A 26,103-nucleotide genomic window follows, 5' to 3' on the forward strand; every position below is an offset into this window, starting at 1 on the left:
TTACAGCGTCCGCCAGGTGCGGCCGTCGTGTTGGATGAGGCGGTCGGCTTCGACCGGGCCCCAGGTGCCGGCTTGATATTCTGGGAGCCAGCGTTGTCCGGATTGTTGCCACCCGTCAAGGATCTGCGTAATCCAGGCCCAGGAGGCTTCTACGGCGTCACGGCGCATAAAGCGTGACGCATCCCCGGCCATGACGTCTAAGAGCAGCCGCTCGTAGGCTTCGGGTGAGGGGCGGCCGAAGACTTCCCCGTACTTGAAATTCATTTCAACCGGATGTGTCTGCGCTCTGGTGCCAGGCACGCGCGAGACGATGCGCAACGACAAGCCTTCTTCCGGCTGAATACGGAGTGTCAGGACATTGGGAGCCTGCGGGGCCTGGGCGTTGGCGTTGAAGAGAATTTGCGGAATGTCTTTGAACTGCACCGCGATTTCACTCGCGCGTAACGGCAAGGCCTTGCCGGTGCGCAGGTAGAAGGGCACGCCGGACCAGCGCCAATTTTCCACGAAACACTTCAGCGCGACATAGGTTTCGGTCGTCGAATTGGGGCGTACCCCTTGTGCCCGCCGATAGCCCGGCACCGCTTCACCGTGGGCGGTGCCTTCGGTGTACTGTGCGCGAACCGTAAATTCCTCCACGTCTTTCCCCGCGATTGGGCGCAGGCAGCGCAGCACTTCCATCTTGGCGTTGCGCACGACATCCGGGTCGAGCGAGTAGGGCGGTTCCATGGCCACGAGACAGAGCAATTGGAGGAGGTGGTTTTGCACCATGTCGCGCAACGCGCCCGCTTCTTCGTAATAGCTGGCTCTGGTGCCGACCCCCTCCGCTTCGCTGACGGTGATTTGGACGTGGTCGATGTATTTGTGGTTCCAGAGTGGCTCGAAGATGCTGTTGGCGAACCGCACGACCATGAGGTTCTGCACGGTTTCTTTGCCCAGATAATGGTCGATTCGAAAGATTTGAGATTCGTCGAAGACGCGGGCGGTGACTTCATTAATGGCTTTGGCCGAGGCCAGATCGCGGCCGACCGGTTTTTCCACGATGATGCGGGCGTAGGGACTATGGCCATTGGCTTTGATGGCGGCGCCTGAGCTGGAGAGGCCTTCGCACACAGGCGTGAACGAGCTGGGCGGGATGCTGAGATAGAAGATGCGGTTGCCCGGCAAGCGGAAGGTCTGTTCCAGCTCCTCCGCACGGGCCTTGAGCCGGATGTAGGTGTGCGGATCGTCGTTTTCTCCGGCCAGGTAGAACAGATGGCGGGCGAACGCATTCCAGGTGTCCTCAATCAGCGCCTGGCGGGAATGTGTCATGACCCCCTCGCGAACGGCGGCGCGGAACTCATCGTCACTCATCGGTTTGCGGCCGAGTCCCAGCACGACATAGTTGGAGGGCATGAGGCCGTCGAGGAGCAGATTATAGAGCGCGGGGATCAGCCGGCGTTTGGCCAGATCGCCCGATCCGCCGAAAATCACCAGCGTGCAGGGCTCGACGGGAGGCAGGGTCTCCTGGGACGGGCTGATGTCGATGCGTGGGTTCGTGGCTGCCATGGATGCCCTTGTGAGGTTGGAATCGTGTGATTACCGGCGTACGGCGTGGCCGCCGAAGGCATTCCGTAGCGCCGCCAGCATCTTCTCGGCAAAGGATTGTTCCTGCCGCGACCGGAATCGGGTAAAGAGGGCGGTCGTGAGCGTCGGGACCGGCACATCTTTTTCGATGGCGTCGGCAATCATCCAGCGGCCTTCTCCTGAGTCCTGCACAAAGCCTTTGAGCTTCTCCAGTTTGGGGTCGTCCTTGAGCGCGCTGACCGCCAGCTCCAAGAGCCATGAGCGCACCACACTGCCGTGCATCCACAAGTCGGCGATGCGGCCCAGGTCGAGGTGGTATTCACTCTTGGACATCAGCTCAAACCCTTCGGCATAGCCCTGCATCATGCTGTACTCGATGCCGTTGTGCACCATTTTCACATAGTGTCCGGCGCCGTGGCCGCCGACATGGGCCCAGCCGTTCTCGGGGGCGAGTGTCGTGAAGAGCGGTGTGAGCCGCTTGATCGGAGCCTCCTCCCCGCCAATCATGAGGCAATACCCCACTTTCAGTCCCCAGATGCCGCCGCTGGTGCCGGCATCGATGTAATGGATCTGTCTGGCTTTGAGCTCAGCGGCTCGACGGACATCGTCATGGAACCGGGTATTTCCACCATCAATGATGGTGTCGCCTGGATGGAGCAGGGCGGCGACGGCGTGTACGGTCTCTTCTGTCGGCATGCCCGAGGGGACCATGATCCACACCGTTCGCGGGGCGCTGAGTTTGCCAACGAGATCGGCGAGCGAGGACGAGGCGATGCAGCCCTGGCCCTCAGCCTGCGTGACCAGATCGGCCGACCGGTCGAAGACGACGACACGATGCTGGTCGCGGCGTAATCGCGTGACCATGTTCATGCCCATTTTGCCAAGCCCGATGAATCCGAGTTCCATGGCAGCTCCTTCGCGTACGTATAGGTGATGGCTGAGTGGTGTTCGCTATTGCCTGAGCGGACACTCCGCGAAGCGAGTCCGCTCGTGGTGACGATTCGGCCGTACCAGGCACACAGGACATCCGCTCAGTGGCACGACCGTCCTAGTCGATGCGTGCTGGATTGGGGATGTCTTTAAAGAGTAGATCGGCAAATTGCCGCCCAAAGTTAAGCCGGTCGGCCACGTTGGAGGCGAGGAGGAAGCGGGCGGCCAGATCGGCAAGCGCCGGTTCACGGGACGACATGAAACGATGGATATCCACAGGAGCGGTCAGCCAGAATCCCCGAATCCGAAAGAAGGCCTGGGTGGACTCCTCAAAAAACGTATTGAGCAGGTATTGCGCGAGCGCCGGCTTATCCAGGACGTCCTGGGCTTTGCCCAGCCAGTGCAGGCATTCCGCTTTGATGCGGATCTGTTCGTTCATGGAGGTGGCCGGCGGCCCTTTTCGGAATCGCTGGCTGGCTTTCTCGATGAGGGTGGCGCTGATTCCCTCGTGGTCGTGCAGGATACGGGCTTTTCGCAGGAGCGAGGGCAGCACGAATGAGTAGGCGAGTTCGTCCTCAACGAGTTTGTATCCGTAGTAGCGGATATCGACCAGGCGTTCCCCGGCCCGGAGGATTTCATGCCCTTCCCGGTCTCCTTTGACCAGTGCGATCAGATCGATATCGCTGTGCGGGGTGATGGCGCGGCGTGCGCCGGACCCGACCATGAGAATGCCGACGAGGTCGCCGCCGCGGCGCCCGCGGATATGTTTGAGCGCGATGGCGACGCTATCGTCGAATCCGGGGGGCTCGGGTGTCGCCGGTTGCTCGGGCGGTTCCGGTACCTCCAGCAGCTCGGCGTTGAGTTCTTCCCGCGTGGGGATCGGTGCTGATACGTGCGAGTCCATAATTATCCGTGCGCCTGCTGGATTTGAGCCGGAAGCGACATGAGCCATTGGTCGAACGGCTGGTCCGCATCGACCACGATTTCCAGTTTGCCGTTGGTCAGTTTGCGCACGAGCCCTGGGCTTTCCGGCGAGAGAGGGATTTCGACCCATTCCCGGTTGAGGCCGAGCCCATCGGTCACGTCGAGAATGCGGCTGATTTGTTGGAACGACACCATGTGGAGCGGCATACGATCTCTCGATAGGTAATAGTCCGCATTGTAGGAGCCGCGGCAGGAGGTGTCAACGGACGCGCCTCAGGAGCCGAGGACTCGTGCGAAGATTTCGACCGCCGCGTCGATCTGTTTCGCGGTGATGTTGAGATGGGTCACGGCTCGGAACCGGTGCCCGCCGACGGTATGGATGAGCAGGCCCTCTTGCTTGAGCTGTGCGACCAGTTCGGCGGGCGTGAGGCGATGTTCGGGAATCTCGAACATGACGATATTGGTTTCGACATGCTGCGGCGCGATGCGGACGGCCGGCATCTGGTACAGGGCGCGCGCGAGCCGTTTGGCGTGGTCGTGATCGTCTTTCAATCGCGCCACATGGTGGTCGAGCGCATGGATGCCCGCCGCCGCGAGGATCCCGGCCTGGCGCATGGCGCCGCCGTACATGCGGCGGAAGCGGCGGGCCTTGTCGATGAGCTGACTATCGCTGGAGACCAGCAGCGAGCCGGCCGGCGCGCCGAGGCCTTTTGAGAGGCAAAAGGAGACGGTTTCAAAATGCTGCGCATAGGTCGCGGGCGGCAGCGTCGTGGCGGCCACGGCGTTGAACAACCGCGCGCCGTCGAGGTGCATGGGGATGCCGTGTTTCGTCGCGATGGCGCGAATCTTTTCGATGGTGGAGAGGGAGTAGATGGTGCCGCCTCCGCTGTTGTGTGTGTTCTCGAGACAGATCAAGCCGGTGGGGATGCTGTAGGGATCTTTCGGCCGGATAGCCGCTTCGACCTGATCCGCCGTCATGATCCCGCGGTCGCCCGTGACCCAATGCAATTGCACGCCCGCCAGGGCGCCGGCGGCCCCCTGTTCGTAGCGCACGATGTGGGCCGTGCTCTCGACGATGACTTCTTGTCCCGGCTGGGTATGGACGCGAATGGCGAGCTGGTTCGCCATGGTGCCGGAGGGCACGAAGAGGGCCGCGCGTTTGCCCAGCAGCGCGGCGGCCATTTCTTGGAGGCGGTTGACCGTGGGATCTTCGCCGTAGACGTCATCGCCGACTTCGGCCCGTGCCATGGCGTTGCGCATGGCGTCGGTCGGGAGGGTGACGGTGTCGCTGCGAAGATCGATCATGGCTCCTCCAGAAGAAAGATGTCGGCGCATTGTAGCAAATTTTCTCCTTGCAGGAGAGGAGAACGGTCGGGCACTGTCTTCGCGTGATAGGACGAGGCCATGCTGCTTGAGCGATTCTGGACATGGGCCAAGGTCGAAGCGGACGAGCGGGCGCCGCTGCTCTGGTCGTTCGTCTATTTCTTCTGTTTGCTCTGCGGTTACTACATTCTGCGTCCCGTGCGCGATGAGATGGCGATCGAGGGCGGCGTGCAGCATCTTCCCTGGATGATGACGGGCACGTTCCTGACCCTCCTGGTCGCGACACCCCTGTTTGGATTTGTTTCGGCGCGCTATTCCCGTGCCCGGCTGCTGTTGTCGGTCTATCTCTTCTTTATCGTCCATCTCCTGTGTTTTTTTGCGGCCATGACGAGCCAGTGGCATCCTGAATGGATCGCGCGTGTGTTCTTCGTCTGGCTCTCCGTGTTTAATCTGTTTGTCGTGTCCGTCTTCTGGAGTTTGATGGCTGATCTCTTCACGCCGGAGCAGGGGGTGCGGCTGTTCGGGGTGATTGCCGCGGGCGGGAGCACGGGCGCGCTCGTGGGGCCGCTGCTGACAACCGGCCTGACCTATCTGTGTCCGGTCCCGGTACTGATGCTGGTGTCGGGACTGTTTTTGTTGGCGTGCATGGGTTGCATCTACCGGTTGGAGCGGTGGAGCCGTGACCGGGCGGCAGGGCGGCAGGCCCCGGCCGGGGAGCCGCTCGGCGGTGGAGTCCTGGCAGGCATCCGGTTGGCCTTGGCCTCTCCCTACCTGCTGGGGATTTGTGGGTATCTGGCGATGCTCACGATGACCGCCACCTTTCTCTACTTTGAACAGGTGCGTCTGGTGGCTGAGTATGTGGCGACGCCAGAGGCGCGAACGCGGCTCTTTTCCGCAATGGATTTTGCGACGAATATCCTGACCTGGCTGACGCAGGTCCTGATCACCCATCGCCTGGTTGGCCGGTTTGGCCTGGTGGCGGCCTTGCTGGTTCTTCCCGTCGTCAGTCTGGCCGGATTTCTTGGGATCGCGCTCTGGCCAGGGCTCGTCGTCTACGTCATTTTTTCCGTCGTGCGGCGTGTAGGGGAATATGCGTTGTCCAAACCGGCGCGGGAAATGCTCTTTACGGTCGTGAGCCGGGAAGAGAAATATAAGGCCAAGAACTTCATCGATACAGCGGTCTCGCGTGGGGGCGATGCCTCAACCGGGTGGCTGGTGACGGGCGTCAAGGCGCTGGGGGTGACGACGCTGCAAATCGCGTGGGCCCTTATTCCGGTGATGGTGCTCTGGGCCTGGCTGAGCCGGTGGCTGGCGTCGGAGCATGGCAAGCGTGTCCCGCCGCAGGTTGGATAAGCGTCGGCGGTGCGTCATGGAATGCGCATCGGGCGCAGGCTCGGCTTTACTCTCGAAAAAATCGCATGCTATAGTCCGCGCGGTATTCTGCGACGACTTTTCTCAGAAAAGGGGCTCCGATATGCCTGAAGTTCCCGTTAAGATGTACATCGATAAGCTGTTGAAAACATGCCGGGATGTCGTGGGTCCGCTCTCGTTGCTTTCCGGGCCGGTCAAGGAGAAGGCGCTGCGCGCGATGGCCGATCGGCTGGAGCAGGACGAGGAACAGATTTTAGCGGCTAACAAGCTCGATGTAGAGGCGGTCGGCAAGACCCTGCTGGGGGAAGGCGCACGGGGCGAACGGGTGAAGGAAGCGGTGACCCGCGTGCGAGTGACTGCGGACGATGTGAAAGAAATGGCTGATCGCCTGCGCCAGATCGCTGATCTGCCTGATCCCGTTGGGGCGGTGACGAAACGGTGGGAACGGCCGGATGGTCTGCTGGTCAGCCGGGTGCGTGTGCCCATCGGGGTGATCGCGGTCATTTCCGAATTGAAACCCCTGATCACCGTGGAGTCGCTCGCCCTCTGTCTCAAGTCCGGCAATGTGTGTGTGTTTCGCCCGGCGTTTGAATGGAACCGGACCCATCAGGCGATCGAACGGGGCTTGCGTGAGGCGGCGGAGCAGGCGGGGGTGCCGTCCGGCGCGTGGCTGCTGATCGACCGGCCGGAAAAAGAAGTCGCCATGGACATCATGCGGGCCGGCAAGAGCGTGGACGGGATTATCCCTCGCGGCGGTGCGGGCCTGCGCAAGGCCGTGCTGGACTCGGCGAAGATGCCGATCTTGTGCTACGACGGCGGGATCAGCCATGCCTACGTCGATGCCGATGCCGATATCCCCATGGCCCAGAACGTGATTATCAATTCAAAAATTCAACAGGCGTCCGCGCCGAATTCGATCGATACGCTGTTAGTCCAGCAGGCGGTGGCCAGGCCGTTTTTGCCTGCATTGATTCGCCGGCTGCTCGATGAATATAAGATCCGGGTGATCGGCTGTCCCAAAACCGTGGCGATGATGGGGCAGATGGCCATGACCGGCCATCAGGCGGTCGAGCCGGCGACGGAGGAAGATTGGCACAGGCAGTTCCTGGCGCCGGTCTTGGCGATCAAGATGGTGGCCGATCTCGACGACGCGCTCGCGCACATTGCCCAGCACGGCCCTTGTCTGACGGCGGTGATTGCCACCTCCGATTATAATCACGCCATGCGGTTTACCCGCGAGGTTGATGCGACGGCGGTGATGGTGAATGCCTCAACGCGGCTGAATGCGGGCGATAGCTATGGGGCGGGGCCGGATATCGGACTAAATCTCTCGCGCGTGCAGACGAAGGGGCCGATCGGGGTGGAGCAGCTGACGAACGAAAAGTATGTCGTGCTTGGCGGCGGGCAGTTGCGGTACCCGCATCCGGTGCCGGATACCTATGAAGACGCGATCATGCTGAAGCGTGCGTGAGGATGTTGAAACAGCCCGCTTGCTGCGTTCTCGTTTCATTCGGACCCTCGACGTACTAACTCAGTACGCCTCGGCCCCTCATTCACTGCGGCCTTGCAGGCAGACTGTTTGAACATCCTCTAGCGAGAGGCGCATGAACAGTTCTGTCTTGCTCGACCAACTTCATGCCCACCTGGCACGATGGGGACTTCGGCATGTGCTGTCCGATGCCGACTATTTCGCCTGGCAGCGGGACGCGTTTTCTTCCGCCGATCTCAATCAGCTCAATCAGCAGGTCGAACGCAAACGGAGCGGGGCGCTCTGTGACGACATCGCGTTTTACGATCTGACGGCGCAGCCTCACATCCTGCCCGTTCTCTACAGCCAGCGCTACGAGTATTACTGCGAGATCGGAGCGCGTGTGGCCGCCCGCCTATCTCCGGCGCAGACGGTATTGGATGTCGGCTGCGGAATCGGGATTCTGACGACCTTCTATGCGCAGCAGTACCCACAGGCGGAATTCGTCGGGATCGATCGCTCGCCGGCCTCCATCGCGAGGGCGCAGGAGCAGGCGGAGCGGCTGGGCTTGACGAATGTCCGTTTTCATTGCGCGGATCTCGATGCCGTCTCTCCGCGCCGCTCCTATGATCTGATTGTCGCCACGCACGCGCTGGTGCAGGCGGAACAGGATCCCGGCGTGCCAAGCCGGAGCTGGGAGACGTTCGAACGGGATCGCGATGGTCTTCAGCAGGCGGACTTTGAACGGCGCACCGGGCTCGGCTCTCGACTCGATCGGCTGGCAAGCCTCCTGGCGCCAGGAGCCAGGGTGATCCTGTTCGAGAAAACCAGTCAGTTGGCGCGGCGGGTGCCGTTTCAGCGTGCGCTGGCGGCGCGAGGGTGGCATTTGGCCGAACAGCCGGAACCTGTCCGGTACCGGCTTGTGGAGGAAGTGGCCGACGATGGGCCATTCTATGTGCTGGGCGAACGCCAGCCAGGGAATGGCGCCTGGGATGAGTCGCCGGAGCCTGATGAGGGCCTTCTGTTTGACGCCACGGTGCGGCAGTCTCAGGATCCGCATGCGCCGCTCTACGAAAATCATTGGCCGTCGGCGCAGCGGGCGTGGGAACAACTCACGGATCGCATGGTGTTGAACGAGTGCACGCGACAAGAGGCCGACGGGCGCCAGTTGCACGTCGAGCTTGGCAGGATTGCAGGCGGAATCTATCTGTATTGTGCGAACACCTTTGATCAGCGGCAATTGGTGATCGTTCCGCCGGATCGTGTGGCCGATCTGGAAGGGTATTATCAGGAGATTGTGCAGGCGGCATGATCCGGTTCGAATAGCGAATCGATCCTGAATTGCGCTAAGATGCGCGTCATTTGTGAGGGCATTGTGGAGCAACCAGACGACAAGAAAGCCGGCACGGACGAACTTTTGAGAAAGCTGCATGAGCGGCCGCAGATTCCGCTGACGGAGTGGCTGCGTGTGCCGGCGCATGTGCATTACAAGGCGTTTCGGATGGCCGACCCTCCGACTGACCGGCCGGCCAGCCGTGAGGAATTTCGCCGCATCGTCGAGTCGTTTCAGATGGCGCCGAATCACACGGTGCTGCGGGACACGTTTGGGTACGGCGTCAAGGTCGCGGGGAATGGGGATCGCTTGATCGTCGTGTGGCAGGCCCACACGGAGTACTACAGTTATCAGTTGTGGCACCTTCCCGTCGGTGCGGCCGCCACGGTCAGTTTTGGGCCGCTGCTCTTTCCCGACTACCGGTTTCCGGTCACGCCCTTGGGGCTTGAGGTGTGCCGACTGGACATTGTCTTGCGGGCCGAGGCCATTCCTTCGCGGGATGAACTGTCTGCGGTTCTGCCGGGCCCGGTGATCTATGGGAGCAAGATTTTTGACGAGGCCACGTCGCTGGTGACGAGTTTTACGCCGGACGAGCAGCGGCGTGAGCGCTATCTGGTCAGCGTCGGGTCAGGGCGGACCGAGGCCTCGCATCTGAAGGATATCGTGGATGCAATCGTGCGGATCGAAACGTATTATCATCTATTGCTGATGCAGAAGCCGCTGTTCTCGGCCGCGATCGACTCGGTCCATAAGTTCGAGCAGGTCCATATGCAGCAGCGCGAAATTATTACTGGGCATATCGGCCACGCCGACTCGCTGACGTTGCAGCGATGGCTGAACAGCCTGACGCAGGATTTGTTGAAGACGAATCGGCTGGCCGGACGGTTGCACTTCGAGCTATCGGCGTCATTGCCCTACGATAAGATTGTGCACGCCACATTGGCGTCGCTGGCGGAGCGGCCGCTGGTGTCGTATCGGCCTGTGTCCGACTATGTGCTGAGCGGAGTGACCGGCGTGGCGGAGGGCTATCAGCAGCTCTTGAAGCGGATGGAGACGCTGGGCAGCGGATTCGAAGGGATCATCTCGATCATTCGGGCCCGGGTCGATTTGATGCTGGAAGCGCAGAATCTGGCGTTGCTCACGAGCGTGGATAAGACGACCAAGAGCCAGGCCATTCTCCAGCATACGGTCGAGGGCCTCTCCGTCATCGTGATTGCCTATTACTTGAGCGGACTGGCCGCGTATCTCTTCAAGGGGTTTCATGAATTGGGCTGGCTGCACAATGCGAATGTGGCGTCCGCCGTATTCGTTCCCATCGCCGTCGGACTCGCGTTTCTCATCACCACGCTCAGCCGCAAGTATTTGCACAAGAAGCTCTCCGGCGAGAAACCTCCGGCGTAGCCGGCCCAATCGACATTGACAGTGCAGCGCCTTGCCCTGTAGGGTGGTTTATGACGTATTGAGCCACGCCGACTGTCCCATCTCTCGCGCATTCTTTCCTGTTTCGTGCCGGCGCGTCTGATTCCCCGGTCTCCGCCGCTTCTACGCCAGCGTATCGATCTTCGTGCACGCGGTCTCTGTCCGTTCCGGTCTGTTGATCGTGTCATCGGGGATCCGTCTGTCATCTCATCACAAAGGAGTGCGCGATGAATCAGGAACAATTCGGACAGTTCTGGGATCAATTGAAGGCTCCGCTGAAGACAAAATGGGAGAAGATTACCGATCAAGATCTTCTGGAAATCCAGGGCGATCTGGCGGCCTTCGCCACGGTGCTTCAGAAACGGTATGGGGCTGTGGAGCAGGAGGAAGTCAGCACCTGGGCCAATCGCCGCTATTCACATTGGACGGGGAATTACATCGGCTATCAAGACCCCAAGCCGGTGGCGTAGTCGATCGATCGGTCGATTATCGCGCCGGGGCCGTGCCCGGTGCGCAGAGATATATGGGAGAAAGGAGATCGAGCGATGCAAAAGATCGTGATCAATACCAGTGTCGATCGGTTTTGTTTGAGCCATAAGGCATTCATGCGGTTGCGGGAATTGGGGCAGGCGGAGGCGCTGCAGGAGACGAATCGCGGCGCCTATTGGCCGCAAGCCGCCGGGCCGCGCGAACCGAGTTTGAATCAGTGCGGACAACTCGTTCCGCGCAATGATGCCATGCTCGTCCGTGTCGTGGAAGAGCTCTGTGCCGATGCCAATGGCCATTGCGCCGAACTCAAAGTTGTGGCGATTCCCGACGGGGTGCAGTGGCAGATCGGCAAGACGGACGGGGTTGAGCATGTGAGCGAAGTGCATCGGATCTGGGAGTAAGGCCATTCAACGGTAGCGGGTTGCTGCGCAAGGATAGACCAATGCAAGAGACATCCAAGAGTCCACGAGATGAGAAGACGGCGAAGAAAATCGATCCGGTGATGCCCATTCGGGATTCCGATGATCTCACATGCAACGAAGGACAGGTTGAAGATCTGCTCTCGCAAGGGGAGTCGTCGGAAGCGGACCGGCCGAAGAAGCCGAAGCGGCCTACCGGTAAATAAGCGCGCTCCCGTTTTATCCCGTCATTCCTGAGGCCGGCTATCTTCGAATGGCCGGTCTCAGTGCTGGTTCAGTAGAGCACCCCAGGACAGAATTCATCGGAAGCGTCTGAGAGCCGCGCGCCGCGTTGTGCGCGCCGCAGACGCGGCTGCGGTGTTATGTGTTGGGCGCCGTGCGAAGGGAGGAGGCTAAGCCGAGTTTGGACAGGGTATAGATCAACCATTTTGACGGGTCGAAGTTGTACCACCGGGGGCCGTTGCGGTAGTCGCTTTGATGGGTGTGGTGATAGTTATGGTAGCCTTCGCCGAATGTCAGCAGCGAGACCAGCCAGCTGTCGCGGCTGGAGTCGGCTTGGCCGTGCGGCTGGTTTCCCCAGAGATGGCAGACCGAGTTGATGCAAAAGGTTGAATTCAGCACGGCAAAGGTTCGTCCCACCCCGGCCAGCAGGAAACATCCCAGGCCGCCGATCCACCCGTTGTGAAGAAAGCCCACGACAAACGTGAGCGCGAGGCCCGAGAGGACGATGAGCAGATAGTGCCGATGCTGCCACATGACGACAGGGTCCTGCCGAAGGCGTGAGGCATATTTTTCGTTGGCGTTCAGATCTTTGAAAAACAGCCATCCGCAGTGGCTATACCAAAACCCGCGCTGCGCATTATACGGATCGGCTTCTTGGTCGCAGCAGGCATGGTGGCGGATATGATCGGCCGCCCATTTGAGCGCGGAGTTTTCAAGCGCCCATCCGCCGGCGATTAAGAACCCCGCCTTGACCCAATCGGGGCAATCGAAGCTGCGGTGCGCCATTAGGCGATGGTAGCCGACCGTAATGCCCAACCCCGTCATGACATACAGCAGTCCGAACATCGTCCAGTCTACCCACGTGTATCCATACCAGTAGGCGAAGGCTGGGACGCCGATGACCGTTCCCAATGAGACGAGTGCAAACAAGGCCATTGTCAGGTAATTGGGCCTGCTGCGGGTGCATGTTGGCGAGGATTCGGAGGCTGAGGTCATCGCAGAGATCCTCTGAGAGGTGAGAGAGGGGCGCCTCGGTGAGGCGCCCCTCTGCGATCCGCCGTGTGGCGTTAGAACCGGCTGCGGCTGCCGAAATCGTTCCCGCGTCCACCGCCGCCGCCGCTGAACCGTCCGCCGCCGCCACCGCCGCCGGTGCGGGGTTCTTGGGGCTTGGCTTCGTTCACGGTCAAGGAGCGGCCGTCCATCTGGGATCCGTTCAAGGCTGCAATGGCTGCCTTGGCTTCTTCAGGGGTCGACATTTCGACGAAGCCGAAGCCCCGCGATTGTCCGGTGAACTTGTCCGCAATCACGCGCGCCGACTCAACGGTGCCGTGCGTGGCAAACAAAGTGGTGAGCTGCGTTTCGGTCGCCGAGTAGGGCAAGCCGCCGACATACAATTTTGAACCCATGGGGGTTCCTCCTTCTGAGAATGATATTGTCTGAGACTCGAGCAGGAGAGGGGAGGAATGGGCCAAAGACGCAATCATGAAGGCGGCTTAGGTCAGACTTCCGATCAGATTCTCGGTGACAACAACATCGGTGATGGGCCGTTCGATGAGATGTTCCATGCGAGGCCCGCCGCGTTGAAACAGGTATATCCTAGCACGCCTTCCGGGAATAAGCGAATGTCTCGGCGAATTCCGCATGCGGGCGGCCGTCTGTGCGGTTAGGGCTCGTTGTTGTCGGGCGGCCGCTGCGGACCTGGCACCATGCCTTTGAGATCCGGGTCCTCCTCACCGGCGACCCGGATGAGGGCCGGCTTTTCCTGTTTCCGTTGGTCGCGGCGCAACGCCTTGGCCTGCTGCCGTTCCTGTTGTGTGTGTTGCCGATGCCGTTTTTTGAGTGAGGTGTGGCCCATGAGATCCTCCCGGGATGCGGTTATTCGCACCCTCTATCACGGAGTCGATGGCCCGCTTGGCTGCTTCGTATGCGGCTGTCTTGGCCTCCCATTCGGACTTGTAGCCATCAGGGGAGTTCTTGCCGGATTCGCGGGGAGGGGCCTCCACTAGTCCCGGAATCGTAAAACGGCAGAACCAGATTCCCTGCCTGTTTTGTTCCGGAAGAAGAATAATCTTTTTCCCCTTGGAATAGCAGATCTCAGTCATGCTCCCTCGTTGGGTGACGGCCTCTATTCGGCCGCGAGGCCCGCCCTGAATCAGGCGGACCGTACAAAACGGTCGTCGGCGAATGCGCTCCGCAGGTGTGCGGTCACAGAGCGGCGATAGGGTTCTTTCTGCCGCGCCATGATGATCAGGTTCTCTTTGTCGAGCAGAATGGAAAGGTCGTGTTCCGTGACCAGTTGCCGGGTCGGAGAGCCGACATTGAGCCGGTATTGCGTTTTTCCGTCAGGATTCCGCTCAGGCCCCGAAACGAATTCTGTCAGGCCATCGATGATGCCGTCATGTCCTTCCTGGCGATGCCGAACCATGGTCCCATCGGGAATGCGGACCCAGGGCTTCTCTGTGCGTGCGGGATGGGGTGATACAGTCGTCATGCGGGGTCTCCTTATGCCTTCATCCTGATCTTCCGCCTTCGGCTGAAGGGCGGGCCACTTCGATAACCAGGCGCATGCCACTCTGGCATGCGCCGCAAGCGATGACGGAGGAACGGTGCAGACTGTCAGAACGATCGCGCGCCGGCGCAGAGGGAACGGACGGAATGATGAGGGAGTACGAGCATGCGGGATGCACTGATGCAGTCACTGTACCACGCACTTGGGTAAATAGCGAACGCGGAGCAGTACTATTGCCGCGATGATAGAGATGGTGGAATGGAGTATGGGCAACGGGCGTCATGTCTCGCTCAATATCCGATTCTTTGTTTGCAAGGACGCATGTTGCCGGTTCTTTCGGTGGCTTGTAGAATGATAATGAAAATTATGGTATTGTAAACTCTGTCGATTCTCCCATCTCTCGCGCATCCCCATCTTCCTCAGCGCGTCTGATCCCTCGGTCTCCGTCGTCCTCTCGAACTCCGTGCGCCCGCAGCGCCTTCAATTGTGTGCGAGTGAATTGAACGGTATCAGGGTCTGGTCCGCGGTGCATCTTTGATCTCGGAGAACGTGCACGTTCGCATGCGCTTCATGGAATGGGTCCATCCTGAAGTGCCAACTGTGGACCCGATGTGAAATGAGGAGGAGCGCGATGACAACCAAATGGTTCGCGACACAAGTCCTGGGGCTCTCGGTCGTGCTGGCGATGGGGCCGTGGATGGCGCTGTCAAGCGATGCGGCTGATCAGGTGGAGAAAGGCGCGCGGGTGTCTGTGCAAGCGAACGCGCTGAGCCAGGTTGCAACGGGCGCAGTAGAGGATACGCTCAAGGCCTGCTTGGCAAGAATTCCCGCGGTGGCGACGGTTGGACAACGCCTGTTGGCTGAACGGAGCTGTACGCATGAGGAGGGGGCCCGCACGCTGAGCGCAGATGCGTTGAAGTTCTGAGTCTGTGCAGCACCGTATCTGATGTGGCCAGCCATCCCGGAAGGAACGGCTGGCCCTGAAGATGTCCTGGCTCCTCCCAGCAATGGAGCAATCGAGACGGCAACATCATTAAAAGAAGGTAGGGCGCGTGTATGAAGTGTTTACGATGCCAAGGGCTGATGATGGCCATCGAGCTGAGAGATGCGTCGAGTCAGGATGCCGTGGGAGGCTGGCGGTGTCTGCTCTGTGGTGAGACGACGGATCCCGGCATTCAAGCCAATCGAGCGAGCCACCAGTCTCCGCCTCGGAGCCGGGCCAGGGTTCCCGGGGCTCCTCCCGTGCATCCAGGCAAAGGGAGGCCGAAGAGCGGCGCCCGGGTTCTTGGCAGGGCCACGGAGTGATGGGGGCTGGCGCCGCTGGAAGGGAGCATGACGGTGTGGAACTGGGAGGCGATCTGGCCGGCGGGCCTCGTGATGGGTTCGGTGATCCTTGCGATCATCGATGCCCTCAGGAGAGCCGTGGCCTCGAAACGCTGATCCCCAGGGAGGCCAGTGAGGCAGTGCTATCAACACAACGGAGGACGGTATGAAACAGACACAACGGACCTATGTGCTGACATTGAATGGTTCCCCGCAAAAGGGCCTTCGGCTATGGACGGGGAAGAGCCTTCATGCCTTGCGTCATTGCTCGGCCAAACAGATCGCTCAGGCCTTGCGTGAACTGCAACAGACCGTGGACAGCGTGCATGCTCCCGTCTTGCCGTCGAGCGGATCCTATTCGCTGAACCGGGGGCGATAGCTCACCCTGCCGATTCTTCGATCTCTGTCGCGTGCGTCCCTTCCCATCGAGCCGCGCGATCGCACACTTCTTGCGTCCGCTTGTGCAGCGGATTGCTCCCGAAGCATCAGGATCGAACAGGGAGACCCATGGATACAGTGCCTTCATTTGTTCCTTTGAGTGCAGAGCTGAACGAGCCGATACGCGCCGAGTTGTTTGGCGCCGAGCGCCTTGAACAGCATGCGGAGAGTCTGGCGGTGGCGCAGGTTGTGACGGACGACTCCCGGCGGGGCGGACTCCTCATGCCCCGCGTCCTGGAGAATGGACGGGTGTTGGTGGATTCCTACCGGACGATCGCCCGCGCGATTCGTGATGAGAAGGCCATTACCCCTGCCGCGGAGTGGCTGGTCGATAATTTCCACATTGTGGATGAACAGCTTCGCGAGATTGTCGATGATTTGCCCCCTGGGTATTACCGGCAATTGCCGAAGCTGGCATCCGGGCATTTGCAGCAGTATCCACGGGTATTCGGGGTCGCCTGGGCATTCGTCGCGCACACCGACAGCCGGTTCGATCCCGACATGCTGCGCCGGTTTGTTGTGGCCTATCAGCGTGTGCAACCGCTGACGATGGGGGAATTATGGGCCGTGGCGATTTCGCTGCGTGTCGTGCTCGTCGAAAACCTTCGCCGGCTGGCTGAACGGATGGTGCAGAGCCGCGCCGCCAGGCTGGAAGCCGACGAACTGGCAGACAGCCTGCTGGGGAGCGGGGCGGTGGCCCCTGAGTCTCCGGCCACGGCGTTGCGCCGGTTTGAACACAGGCCATTGGCCACGGCGTTTGCCGTGCAGCTGGTCCAGCGGCTTCGCGACCTGGATCCCAAGGTGCGTCCTGTGCTGCGGTGGCTGGACGAACGGCTGGCCGCGCAGGGGACGACCGCCGACGACATGGTGCATGCCGAGCATCAGCAACAGGCGGCCATGAGTGTGACCGTGCGCAATGTCATTACCAGCATGCGGCTGACCTCGGCTTTCGACTGGGCGGAGTTTGTCGAGCACGTCAGCCTGGTGGATGCGATGTTGCGGCGTGCTTCCGGTTATGCCGAGATGGATTTTGTCACCCGAGACACCTACCGGCATGGCGTTGAAGATCTCTCGCGCGGCACGGGGCTTTCTGAAATCGACGTGGCCACGCGTGTGGTGCAGCGCGCTCTGCAGGCGGGGGCTGAGGCTCATGCGTCGGCACAGCCGGAGCGGGAACGGCAGCGGGATCCCGGCTATTACCTCATCTCACAAGGCCGCCGGGCCTTTGAACGCGAACTGGGCTACCGGGAGTCCTGGAAGCAGCGGCTGGTGCGGTGGTATGTCCAGGCGTCGGCGCCTGGCTATTTGGGATCGCTGGCCGTTGTGACCGCCATGGTTCTGGCCTTGCCGCTGTGGTACGCGGATCACACGGGTGTGGGCATCGCGGGTCTCGCCTTGCTCGGTCTTCTGGCCCTCGTCCCTGCATCGGATGTCGCGATGGCGCTGATCAATCGGACCGTGATGACGATTCTCGGTCCGCGGCCTTTGCCCCGCATGGCGTTGCGCAACGGCATCCCGAAAGAGTTGCGGACGATCGTCGTGGTGCCCACGCTGCTGACGGATCCACAGGGCATTGAGGAGCACGTCGAGCGGTTGGAAGTGCACTATCTGGCGAATGCGGATGAGGACTTGCGCTTCGTGCTGCTTTCTGACTGGCGAGATGCGCCGAGTGAATGCCTGCCGGGCGATGCCGAGCTGCTGGCGAGCGCGGGCGAGGGGATCGCGCGTCTGAACCGGCGGTATGGCCCCGCGGCCGGAGGCGGATCGCGTTTTGTGCTGTTGCATCGCCGTCGCCTCTGGAACGAGTCCGAGCATCTCTGGATGGGATGGGAACGGAAGCGCGGCAAGCTGCACGAGTTGAATCAATTGCTGCGCGGTTCGGCAAGCACGACGTTCATATCCGTCTGCGGGCATCCTCCCGAAGTCATTCCATCGGTCCGGTTTGTCATCACGCTGGATGCCGATACACGGCTGCCGCGAGGAGCTGCGCACCGCTTGATCGGCACTATGGCCCATCCGCTGAACCGGCCCCGGTTCGACCCGCGCGCCGGTCGTGTGCTCGATGGCTATGGAGTCGTGCAGCCGCGCATTACGCCGTCGCTGCCGGGCAGCGGCGAGGGGTCCTATTTTCAACAAACGTTTTCCGGCCCCAGCGGGGTCGATCCCTACGCCTCGGCCGTGTCCGATGTCTACCAGGATTTGTTTCGGGAAGGATCGTACACCGGCAAGGGCATTTATGAGATCGACGCGTTCGAGGCGGCGCTGGCCGGGAAGGTGCCGGATAATACGATGCTCAGTCACGATCTCTTTGAAGGGCTGTTCGCGCGCGCGGCCCTGGCGACCGACATCGAACTGTTCGAAGCCTTTCCCGCCCATTATGAAGCGGCGGCCGCCAGACAGCATCGCTGGGCGCGCGGCGATTGGCAGTTGCTGCCCTGGCTGTTCGGTCGCGGACACACCGGTTCAATGCCTGCTCGACCGGTCACGATTCCCGCGATCGGCCGCTGGAAGATGGCCGATAATCTTCGCCGTACGTTGTCGGCTCCCACGGCCTGTCTGACATTGATCGCCGGGTGGCTGCTGCCGAAGGGATCGGCCTGGGTGTGGTCCGGATGTATTCTGAGCGCCATCGCGATTCCCTCGCTCGTGTCCGTTGTACTCGGGCTCTACCCACGCCGGCCCGGTGTGGCGCTGCGTACTCATTTGCGAGGGGTTGGCGCCGACCTCAAGTTGGCCGCGGCGCAAATCGGCTTGACGTCCACCTTCCTCGCGCATCAGGCCTGGCTCATGATGGATGCGATTGTTCGGACGCTCGGACGGCTTGCGATCACGCACCGGCCGATGCTGGAATGGGTGACAGCGGCGCAAGCCGAGCAAGCGTACACGTGCAACTTGACCGGGATGTACCGCCGCATGGCCGGCAGTGTGGCGCTGGCCGTCCTGGCAGGCGGCGGAGTGGCGGTGTGGGGAGGGGAGGGTTCCTGGGCCGCTGCGGCTCCGTTTCTCCTGCTCTGGGTGGCGGCTCCTGCCGTGGCGCGGTGGGTCAGTCTGCCGCCTCCACAGATCGGGGCCGAGCCGGTGTCCCCGGCGGATGCCAGAGCCCTGCGATTGATTGCGCGCCGGACCTGGCGGTTCTTCGAGACGTTCGTCTCCTCGGAGGACCATGCACTGCCCCCCGATAACTTTCAGGAAGATCCGAAACCCGTCGTCGCGCATCGCACATCTCCGACGAATATCGGGCTCTATCTGCTCTCCACCCTGGCCGCCCGTGATCTGGGCTGGCTGGGGACGGTCGAGGCGGCCGAACGGCTGGACGCCACGCTGGCCACCATGCACCGTCTCGAGCGGTGCCACGGACATTTTTACAACTGGTACGACACGCGTACGCTGTGCCCGCTGGATCCCAAGTATGTGTCCTCGGTCGATAGCGGGAATCTCGCGGGACATTTGGTGGCCGTGAGCAATGGATGCCGCGAACTGATTCAGTCCTCCTCTATCGACGGCAATCTGTTGGCCGGCATCGATGATGCCATCCAGTTATTACGCGAGGCACTCGCAGAGATACCGGATCAGCGACAGACACACACGGTGACTCGCAAACAGTTGAGCCAGGCGGTCGATCTGGTGGCGGCCGCGTTACGGTCGCGGCCGGGCGATGCCGCAGGGTGGACGAGCCGGATTGGCCACCTGCATACCGTCTCCCGTACGGTGGCCGATATGGCGCAGGCCCTCTCGCAGGAGCGGGGAGAAGGGCCGGACGGGGAGTTGCGCATCTGGGCCGAGGCGATCCGCGTCTGCGTCGAGAGCCATGTTCGGGACGCGGCGCTGGTGCTTCCCTGGATCCGCTTCAGTGACAAAGACCTTGCGGCTCTGTTCGATGGACCTTCTGGGCCGTCCCCGGAGTGGGCGGTCATTGCGCCGCACTTCCATCCCGTTCCCACGCTGGCCAGCGCGCCGGAACGGTGTGAGGCCGCGCTCCGTGCGCTCGACTCCCTGCGGAGCGAACGGCTCAGCACTCCCGCGCCGCACCGGGTCAGTTTGGGGCGGATTGCGGCCTTGGCTGACGCGCTGCGGCAATCGGCTGCCGATGTCACGCTGTTGACCCGGCGTCTCGCGGCAATGGCGGACGACGCGGAACGTCTGGTGCGCGCCATGGATTTCGCCTTCTTGTTCGATCCGACGCGCAAGCTGCTTTCCATCGGCTATCGTGTGGCGGACAACAGTTTGGATCCCAGCTGCTACGACTTATTGGCGTCGGAGGCCAGGCTGGCGAGCTTTCTGGCTATCGCGAAGGGGGATGTGCCGGCCTCGCACTGGTTTCACTTGGGCCGGGCGTTGACGCCGGTGGGGACGGGTTCCGCGCTGGTGTCCTGGTCTGGTTCGATCTTCGAATATCTGATGCCCGCGCTGGTGATGCGGTGCCCGCCTGGCAGCTTGCTGAGCCGGACCTATGACCTGATTGTGCATCGGCAGATTCAGTATGGGGCGGAACGCGGCGTGCCCTGGGGGGTGTCGGAGTCGGCCTACAATGCCAGAGATCTGGATTTGACCTACCAGTATTCCAGCTTCGGGGTGCCGGGTCTTGGCCTCAAGCGCGGTCTGATCGACGATGTCGTCGTGGCCCCTTATGCGACGGCGCTCGCGGCCATGATCGATCCCGCCGCGGCGGTGCAAGGATTCGCTCGACTGGCCGAGGCCGGCGGACGGGGCGCATATGGCTATTATGAGGCGCTGGATTATACCGGCACACGCGTTCCTGACGGGGCATCGGTGACGGTCATCCAGGCCTATATGTCGCATCATCAGGGCATGACGCTCATTGCCATCGCAAATGTGCTGAACGGCGGGGCGATGCGAAGCCGCTTTCACGCCGAGCCGATGGTCCGGGCGGCGGAGCTCCTGCTCCAGGAACGCACGCCGCGCGATGTGCCGGTGACGAGGCCGCGAGCGGACGAGGTATCTGCCGTGGCGCAGGTCCGCGATCTCATTCCGCCGGTCGTGCGGCGATTGACGTCGCCGCATGAGGAGACACCGCGCACCCATCTGCTCTCGAATGGGCAGTATGCCGTGATGGTGACGGCGGCAGGCTCGGGCTATAGCCGATGGCGGGATATGGCTGTGACGCGCTGGCGGGAGGATGCGACGCGGGATAATTGGGGCGCCTATGTATTTCTCCGCGACATGACGACGGGGGGTGTCTGGTCCGCGGGGTATCAGCCCAGCGGCGTCGAGCCTGACGACTATGAGGTGACGTTTTGCGAAGAACGCGCGGAGATTATCCGGCGGGATGGCAAGTGGAGCACCACGCTCGAGGTGGTGGTGTCATCAGAGGATGATGCCGAAGTCCGGCGCCTTTCGATCAGCAATCTGGGCGCCAGCGCCCGCGATCTGCAAGTCACCTCCTATGCCGAACTGGCTCTGGCTCCGCAGGCGGCCGATGTCGCCCATCCGGCTTTTGGCAATCTCTTTGTGCAGACGGAATTCGTGCAGGAGGTGGGGGCATTGCTCGCCACTCGGCGCAGACGGTCAGACGAGGAACCGGCGGTCTGGCTCGCTCATGTGGTGGTGGTCGAAGGGGAGACGGTGGGGGCCTTGGAATATGAAACGGATCGTGCCCGATTTTTGGGCCGCGGGCATCATGTCCGTACGGCCGTCTCGATGATGGACGGCCGGCCGCTGTCGAATACAGCCGGGTCCGTCCTCGATCCTATGATGAGTCTGCGCCGCACGGTGCGTGTGCCAGCTGGAGGGACGGTGCATGTCGTGTTTTCAACTATTGCCGGGTCCACTCGCGAGCAGGTGCTGGACCTGGCGGATAAGTATTGCGATGCGAGGGTATTTGAGCGGGCCGTGTCGCTGGCCTGGACGCAGGCGCACGTCCAACTGCATCATCTCGGCATTGAGACCGGTGAAGCGCAGCTCTTTCAGCGATTGGCGAATGCGGTGTTATATGCCGATGCCTCCCTGCGGCCCTCTGCAGAGACGCTGGCCGACAGTACGCTGGATCGTACGGCACTCTGGGCCCATGGCATCTCCGGTGATTTGCCCATCGTCTTAGCCTCGGTTGATAAGGCGGAGGATGTCGATCTCGTCCGGCAATTGCTTCGGGCCCATGAATATTGGCGCATGAGACAGCTGGCGGCCGATGTGGTCATCCTGAACGAGAAGGCGTCGTCATACGAGCAGGGCCTGCAAGGCTCGCTGGAGGCGCTGGTGAAAGGCAGCCGATTGCGCCTCTGTCCTGATACCGGAGCGCCACGGGGCGGCATTTATCTCCTGCGGACCGATCTGCTCTCTGCGCAAGACCGGCTGCTCTTGCAGCAAGCGGCCCGGGTTGTGCTGTTGAGCCGGCGGGGCTCGTTGGCGGAGCAGGTGACCCGATTACAGCGCCGGCAGAGCCCCCCGCCACCCACGGCGCCAATCCGGCGTGTTCAGAAACGGCTGGATGTGCCCTTGCCTGACCGGAACCTCGAATTTTTTAACGGACTGGGCGGTTTTGCCGATGAGGGCCGTGAGTATGTCACGATGCTTGGTGAAGGGCTGAGGACGCCGCGCCCGTGGGTCAACGTGATTGCGAACCCATCGTTCGGCTTTCTGGTTTCGGAATCTGGCTCGGGGTTCACCTGGTCGTTGAATAGCCACGAGAATCAGCTGACGCCCTGGTCGAATGATCCGGTAACCGATCTATCCGGAGAGGCGTTCTATATCCGCGATGACGAGTCACAGGAGGTATGGAGTCCCACGGCCCTTCCGATTCGCGATGACCCGGCACCCTATGTCGCCTGTCACGGACAGGGCTATAGCCGGTTCCATCATGGGTCGCATGGCATTCTGGCCGAACTGCTGCAATGTGTGCCGCCTGAAGACCCGATCAAGATTTCGAGACTGACGCTGCAGAATCTGTCCGGCCGTTCCCGGCGCTTGTCCATTACGGCCTATGCGGAGTGGGTGTTGGGGAGTTCCCGCAGCGACTCCGCGCCGTATCTCGTGACGGAGATGGATCCCGAGACCGGTGCGCTGTTTGCGCGGAATGCCTGGAGCGGTGAATTCGGCGGCCGCATCGCGTTTTCCGATCTCGCAGGGAAGCAGACGTCCTGGACCGGCGATCGTGCGGAATTCCTTGGCCGCAATGGCACTCCCGAGCGCCCGCTGGCGCTTGCGCTTGGAGGAACATTGTCTGGCCGTGTCGGCGCCGGCCTCGATCCCTGTGCCGCGCTCCAATTGACGATTGAGCTGGCGGCGGACGAACGGGCTGAGATCGTCTGGTTTCTTGGCCAGACGGAGGGACGGGAGCAGTCGCGTCTCTTGGTCGAGCGGTATCGCGGTATGGATATGAACGCGCTCCTGGGCGACGTGATCCGTCGGTGGGATGACGTGTTGGGTGCGGTGCAGGTCCGCACGCCTGAGCGGGCCACGGATGTCATGTTGAACCGCTGGGCCCTCTATCAGACGCTGGTGTGCCGCGTCTGGGCGCGGGCGGCGTTTTATCAGTTGAGCGGGGCCTACGGGTTTCGTGACCAGCTTCAGGATGTCATGGCCCTGAGTGTGGCGGCGCGCGATGTGACCCGTGAGCATCTGCTGCGGGCCGCCGCCCGGCAATTCGTCGAGGGCGATGTGCAGCACTGGTGGCATCCTCCGTCAGGTCGTGGTGTGCGGACCCGTATTTCCGACGACCTGCTCTGGTTGCCGTATGCGGTCGTTCAATTTCTTGAGGTCACGGGCGACATGACCGTGCTCGATGAGCTGGTGCCTTTTTTGGAAGGCGAGAGGTTGGCGGAGGGGCAACAGGAATCCTATTTTCAGCCAAGGGTGTCCGAGACGCGCGCCACGCTCTTTGAACATTGTGCGCGGGCCTTGGACCGGAGTCTGGCTGTTGGCCGTCACGGCCTCCCGCTTATGGGCGCCGGAGACTGGAATGACGGGATGAATCGTGTCGGCCAGGAGGGCAGGGGGGAAAGTGTCTGGCTCGGCTGGTTCCTGCATACGGTGCTCTGGGAGTTTGCCAAAGTGGCCGCCTCCCGAGGCGAGCATGTGCGGGCAGAAGCCTGGCGGCTTCATGTGAGCGCGTTGAAGGCCGCGATCGAGCGGGAGGGGTGGGACGGAGAATGGTACCGGCGCGCGTATTGTGACGATGGGACGCCCCTTGGATCTGCGGCGGGCCAGGAATGCCGGATCGATTCGATCGCGCAGTCTTGGGGTGTGATCAGCGGCGCAGCGGACCCGGCCCGCGGTGCGCGCGCCATGGCGGCGGTGGATCAGTACCTGGTCAACCGGCGAGACGGGCTGATCAGGTTATTGACGCCACCTTTTGACCAGACGGCAATGGATCCCGGATATATCAAAGGCTATCTCCCGGGCATTCGCGAAAACGGAGGCCAATACACGCATGCGGCCGTCTGGACGGTGCTGGCATTCGTGGCACTGGGTGATGGAGATAAGGCCGGCGAATTGTTCCGCCTGTTAAATCCTGTTCAACGCATTGCCTCGCGCGCAAACGTGCAACGGTACAAAGTCGAGCCCTATGTGGTCGCCGGGGATGTGTATGCCGAGCCTCCGCACGTCGGGCGGGGAGGATGGACCTGGTACAGCGGGGCGGCCGGCTGGTTCTATCGGGCCGGTGTGGAAGGAATGCTTGGCTTTCGCTTACGGGGCGCGACTCTCTGCATCGATCCGTGTATTCCACATAACTGGCCCGGGTATTCCATTCAGTTCCGGTATCATTCAGCGGTCTATGACATCTCGGTCGAAAATCCGCACCATGTGAGCCGTGGCGTGACGCTGACAGAGTTGGACGGGCAGCCGGTGACTGGCCGGGAAGGGATTCCGCTTGTTTTCGACGGCGCGCATCGCATTCGGATCGTGTTGGGGTGATGCGCACGGGGTGGTGTCGTACCGTATCCATTGTGTCTGCTTCGCAGGCAGGGGAGACGGCGTGTACTGAAAGGAGGACTGATGATGGGACGCAATGTCCACTCAATGACAACCAGCAATCGGTGGGCTGAGGCGATTGCCGCAAAGGTGTACCTGATTGCCGACGAGTTGGGGCTTCAGACGTACAAATTGACGGATATTAATTGTGCGACGTCCAAACGGCTTCAATCTCTGAACGGCAGCGGAGTGTTGTGCGCCAAGAAGATCGTACAGGGTCGGCCCTATCAGCGGACAGAGGATCTGGTGACAAGGCACGTGCTGTCGCAGGATGTCTATGACGGGATGAAGGATCAGATCATGGTGATGCAACCATGATAGGAGAGGCGGGAATGGGTGTGGGCAAGTAAATTGACGAAGGGAGATGGGCATGACAGCGGACGAACAAATTGTGAAGATGACGGCAGCTATCAAGCAGGCGATCAAGGTGATGGGGGACCGGTTTGGATCGACGGAGGCGGATGTTGCGAGGGCGATTGAAGGGTTGAAACTCTCAACGCAGGCCGACGTGCCGCCGCACCTGCCGTTCTCCTAGTCTTGGCTGGGGGCGCGATTACTGATTCAGTGTTGCTCGGGGACCGGACCAGATGAGGTACGGGGGCTTTTTCAACAGGCCGTTCGCCTGAGGAAAGTGCCGCAGCGCGTAGTCATAGGCATGCGATTGCGCGTGCAGGCTGGTCGAGGCCGACAGATGGTTGGAGACGATCTGAAAAGTAGCCTGATCGTCTTTCCCGAGCGTGGCGGTATAGAGCACGCAGGAAAACTCTTTCTCTTTCGAGCATTGCGTGCTGATGACCAGGTGTGAACCGTCGGGAAATGTCATCAGAAGGTCAAGATTGGTGCGGCTCATCAGTGCCTGCTCCTGTCAAGGTGGTGTTGCGTGCTCATGTCGTGTGCGTGATATGCGGAGTGACGTATAGCCGCAGCGATTGGCCGGCGAATTGCGTGCCCTCCAGCGCGAGGGCCGCGGTCAAGGCTTGCTCGCCGGAGCCCATTTCCACAAAACCGTATCCCGCCGATTTGCCGCTGTGTTTGTGCCGGACGATGGTGGCGCGTGCCACGGCTCCGTATTTCCTGAACAGGTCGCACAGCTCGATGTCCGAGATGCCTTCCGATAGTCCACCGACATAGAGAACCCGTTTCCCCATCGATATTCATATGCTCCCTGGCATGACCTGTTGGGCCTCCGGCGCTATCGTGGATCTCTGGGCTCAAAATAGCCATAGACCAGCACGCCGCACACACTGGTGATATAGACGACGGTGGCCGCACCCAGCGGGTTATGGCTGAACCACTGAAGAAGGTTGTGGAATACGAGCATGCTACGGACGGCCTTTCTTTCATGCCAGTTGCGCCAGGAGCGCAGTGCGTGGGGTCTCTAATCCCGTGATGTCTGTGAACGAGGCGTCTGAATTATCTGGCGTGTCGATCCGGCTGCGCCTCA

The 26,103-nt window shown here is 61.4% G+C and carries 24 protein-coding genes; 12 read left to right on the top strand and 12 right to left on the bottom strand.

Translation table 11 applies throughout. The features are described from left to right. From zwf to RI101_05035, 5 genes are all read right to left on the bottom strand, one after another. On the bottom strand, positions 1-1,545 hold the full coding sequence (gene zwf / locus RI101_05015) for a glucose-6-phosphate dehydrogenase (GenBank protein ID MEC4889401.1): 1,545 nt from the start codon (positions 1,543-1,545) through the stop codon (positions 1-3). A gap of 30 nt (positions 1,546-1,575) precedes the next feature. Then, positions 1,576-2,469: a decarboxylating 6-phosphogluconate dehydrogenase gene (gene gnd, locus RI101_05020; protein ID MEC4889402.1), complete on the bottom strand. Its 894-nt coding sequence runs from the start codon at positions 2,467-2,469 to the stop codon at positions 1,576-1,578. Between the two features lie 142 nt (positions 2,470-2,611). Beyond that, positions 2,612-3,397, bottom strand: coding sequence for a hypothetical protein (locus RI101_05025; protein MEC4889403.1), 786 nt, complete (start codon positions 3,395-3,397; stop codon positions 2,612-2,614). A 2-nt stretch (positions 3,398-3,399) separates the two neighbouring features. Next, positions 3,400-3,624, bottom strand: coding sequence for a hypothetical protein (locus tag RI101_05030; protein ID MEC4889404.1), 225 nt, complete (start codon positions 3,622-3,624; stop codon positions 3,400-3,402). A 66-nt stretch (positions 3,625-3,690) separates the two neighbouring features. Beyond that, positions 3,691-4,722 carry a GntG family PLP-dependent aldolase gene (locus tag RI101_05035; GenBank protein MEC4889405.1) on the bottom strand — a complete coding sequence of 344 codons (1,032 nt, stop codon included), beginning with the start codon at positions 4,720-4,722 and terminating at the stop codon, positions 3,691-3,693. Positions 4,723-4,821: 99 nt separating this feature from the next. On the opposite strand from RI101_05035, the gene RI101_05040 reads away from it, so the two are divergent. The 7 genes from RI101_05040 to RI101_05070 all read left to right on the top strand — a co-directional run bounded on the left by RI101_05040 (position 4,822) and on the right by RI101_05070 (position 11,445). Further along, positions 4,822-6,093: an MFS transporter gene (locus RI101_05040; protein ID MEC4889406.1), complete on the top strand. Its 1,272-nt coding sequence runs from the start codon at positions 4,822-4,824 to the stop codon at positions 6,091-6,093. A 121-nt stretch (positions 6,094-6,214) separates the two neighbouring features. Next, on the top strand, positions 6,215-7,582 hold the full coding sequence (locus RI101_05045) for a glutamate-5-semialdehyde dehydrogenase (protein MEC4889407.1): 1,368 nt from the start codon (positions 6,215-6,217) through the stop codon (positions 7,580-7,582). 133 nt (positions 7,583-7,715) lie between these two features. After that, positions 7,716-8,891 (top strand): methyltransferase domain-containing protein, encoded by a 1,176-nt coding sequence (locus RI101_05050; protein MEC4889408.1) that lies wholly within the window; start codon positions 7,716-7,718, stop codon positions 8,889-8,891. A 63-nt stretch (positions 8,892-8,954) separates the two neighbouring features. Further along, on the top strand, positions 8,955-10,313 hold the full coding sequence (locus RI101_05055; GenBank protein ID MEC4889409.1) for a DUF3422 family protein: 1,359 nt from the start codon (positions 8,955-8,957) through the stop codon (positions 10,311-10,313). 245 nt (positions 10,314-10,558) lie between these two features. After that, positions 10,559-10,801: a hypothetical protein gene (locus RI101_05060; protein MEC4889410.1), complete on the top strand. Its 243-nt coding sequence runs from the start codon at positions 10,559-10,561 to the stop codon at positions 10,799-10,801. Positions 10,802-10,876: 75 nt separating this feature from the next. Next, a complete protein-coding gene (locus RI101_05065) occupies positions 10,877-11,221 on the top strand; it encodes a hypothetical protein (protein MEC4889411.1) in 345 nt (114 codons plus the stop codon). 41 nt (positions 11,222-11,262) lie between these two features. Continuing rightward, positions 11,263-11,445 carry a hypothetical protein gene (locus RI101_05070; protein ID MEC4889412.1) on the top strand — a complete coding sequence of 61 codons (183 nt, stop codon included), beginning with the start codon at positions 11,263-11,265 and terminating at the stop codon, positions 11,443-11,445. A gap of 154 nt (positions 11,446-11,599) precedes the next feature. Here RI101_05070 and RI101_05075 read toward each other — a convergent pair whose 3' ends face one another. From RI101_05075 to RI101_05090, 4 genes are all read right to left on the bottom strand, one after another. Next, positions 11,600-12,457, bottom strand: a complete 858-nt coding sequence (locus RI101_05075) for a fatty acid desaturase (GenBank protein ID MEC4889413.1) — start codon at positions 12,455-12,457, stop codon at positions 11,600-11,602. A gap of 71 nt (positions 12,458-12,528) precedes the next feature. Continuing rightward, positions 12,529-12,867, bottom strand: a complete 339-nt coding sequence (locus RI101_05080; GenBank protein ID MEC4889414.1) for an RNA-binding protein — start codon at positions 12,865-12,867, stop codon at positions 12,529-12,531. A 257-nt stretch (positions 12,868-13,124) separates the two neighbouring features. Then, positions 13,125-13,316: a hypothetical protein gene (locus RI101_05085; protein ID MEC4889415.1), complete on the bottom strand. Its 192-nt coding sequence runs from the start codon at positions 13,314-13,316 to the stop codon at positions 13,125-13,127. A 297-nt stretch (positions 13,317-13,613) separates the two neighbouring features. Beyond that, a complete protein-coding gene (locus RI101_05090; protein MEC4889416.1) occupies positions 13,614-13,952 on the bottom strand; it encodes a hypothetical protein in 339 nt (112 codons plus the stop codon). A 649-nt stretch (positions 13,953-14,601) separates the two neighbouring features. Between RI101_05090 and RI101_05095 the strand changes: the two genes are divergently transcribed. From RI101_05095 to RI101_05115, 5 genes are all read left to right on the top strand, one after another. Beyond that, positions 14,602-14,895 (top strand): hypothetical protein, encoded by a 294-nt coding sequence (locus tag RI101_05095; GenBank protein MEC4889417.1) that lies wholly within the window; start codon positions 14,602-14,604, stop codon positions 14,893-14,895. A 564-nt stretch (positions 14,896-15,459) separates the two neighbouring features. Beyond that, on the top strand, positions 15,460-15,672 hold the full coding sequence (locus tag RI101_05100; GenBank protein ID MEC4889418.1) for a hypothetical protein: 213 nt from the start codon (positions 15,460-15,462) through the stop codon (positions 15,670-15,672). Positions 15,673-15,800: 128 nt separating this feature from the next. Continuing rightward, entirely contained in the window at positions 15,801-24,602 is an 8,802-nt protein-coding gene (locus tag RI101_05105) for a glucoamylase family protein (GenBank protein ID MEC4889419.1), read from the top strand. Positions 24,603-24,683: 81 nt separating this feature from the next. Next, a complete protein-coding gene (locus RI101_05110; GenBank protein MEC4889420.1) occupies positions 24,684-24,977 on the top strand; it encodes a helix-hairpin-helix domain-containing protein in 294 nt (97 codons plus the stop codon). Positions 24,978-25,029: 52 nt separating this feature from the next. Further along, the gene (locus tag RI101_05115) at positions 25,030-25,194 is read left to right on the top strand and encodes a hypothetical protein (protein MEC4889421.1); all 165 of its coding nucleotides are present in this window, start codon (positions 25,030-25,032) and stop codon (positions 25,192-25,194) included. Positions 25,195-25,212: 18 nt separating this feature from the next. On the opposite strand, the gene RI101_05120 is transcribed toward RI101_05115, so the two are convergent. Genes RI101_05120 through RI101_05130 form a run of 3 tightly spaced genes read right to left on the bottom strand, consistent with a single transcriptional unit; the run spans position 25,213 to position 25,980 of the window. Further along, positions 25,213-25,509 carry a hypothetical protein gene (locus tag RI101_05120; GenBank protein MEC4889422.1) on the bottom strand — a complete coding sequence of 99 codons (297 nt, stop codon included), beginning with the start codon at positions 25,507-25,509 and terminating at the stop codon, positions 25,213-25,215. Between the two features lie 34 nt (positions 25,510-25,543). Further along, complete coding sequence (locus RI101_05125) at positions 25,544-25,807, bottom strand: RNA-binding protein (protein MEC4889423.1); 264 nt, start codon at positions 25,805-25,807, stop codon at positions 25,544-25,546. Between the two features lie 44 nt (positions 25,808-25,851). After that, positions 25,852-25,980, bottom strand: a complete 129-nt coding sequence (locus RI101_05130) for a hypothetical protein (GenBank protein ID MEC4889424.1) — start codon at positions 25,978-25,980, stop codon at positions 25,852-25,854. Between the last annotated feature and the right edge of the window lie 123 nt (positions 25,981-26,103).

It is taken from the genome of Nitrospira sp., assembly GCA_035968315.1.
Classification (GTDB): domain Bacteria; phylum Nitrospirota; class Nitrospiria; order Nitrospirales; family Nitrospiraceae; genus Nitrospira_D.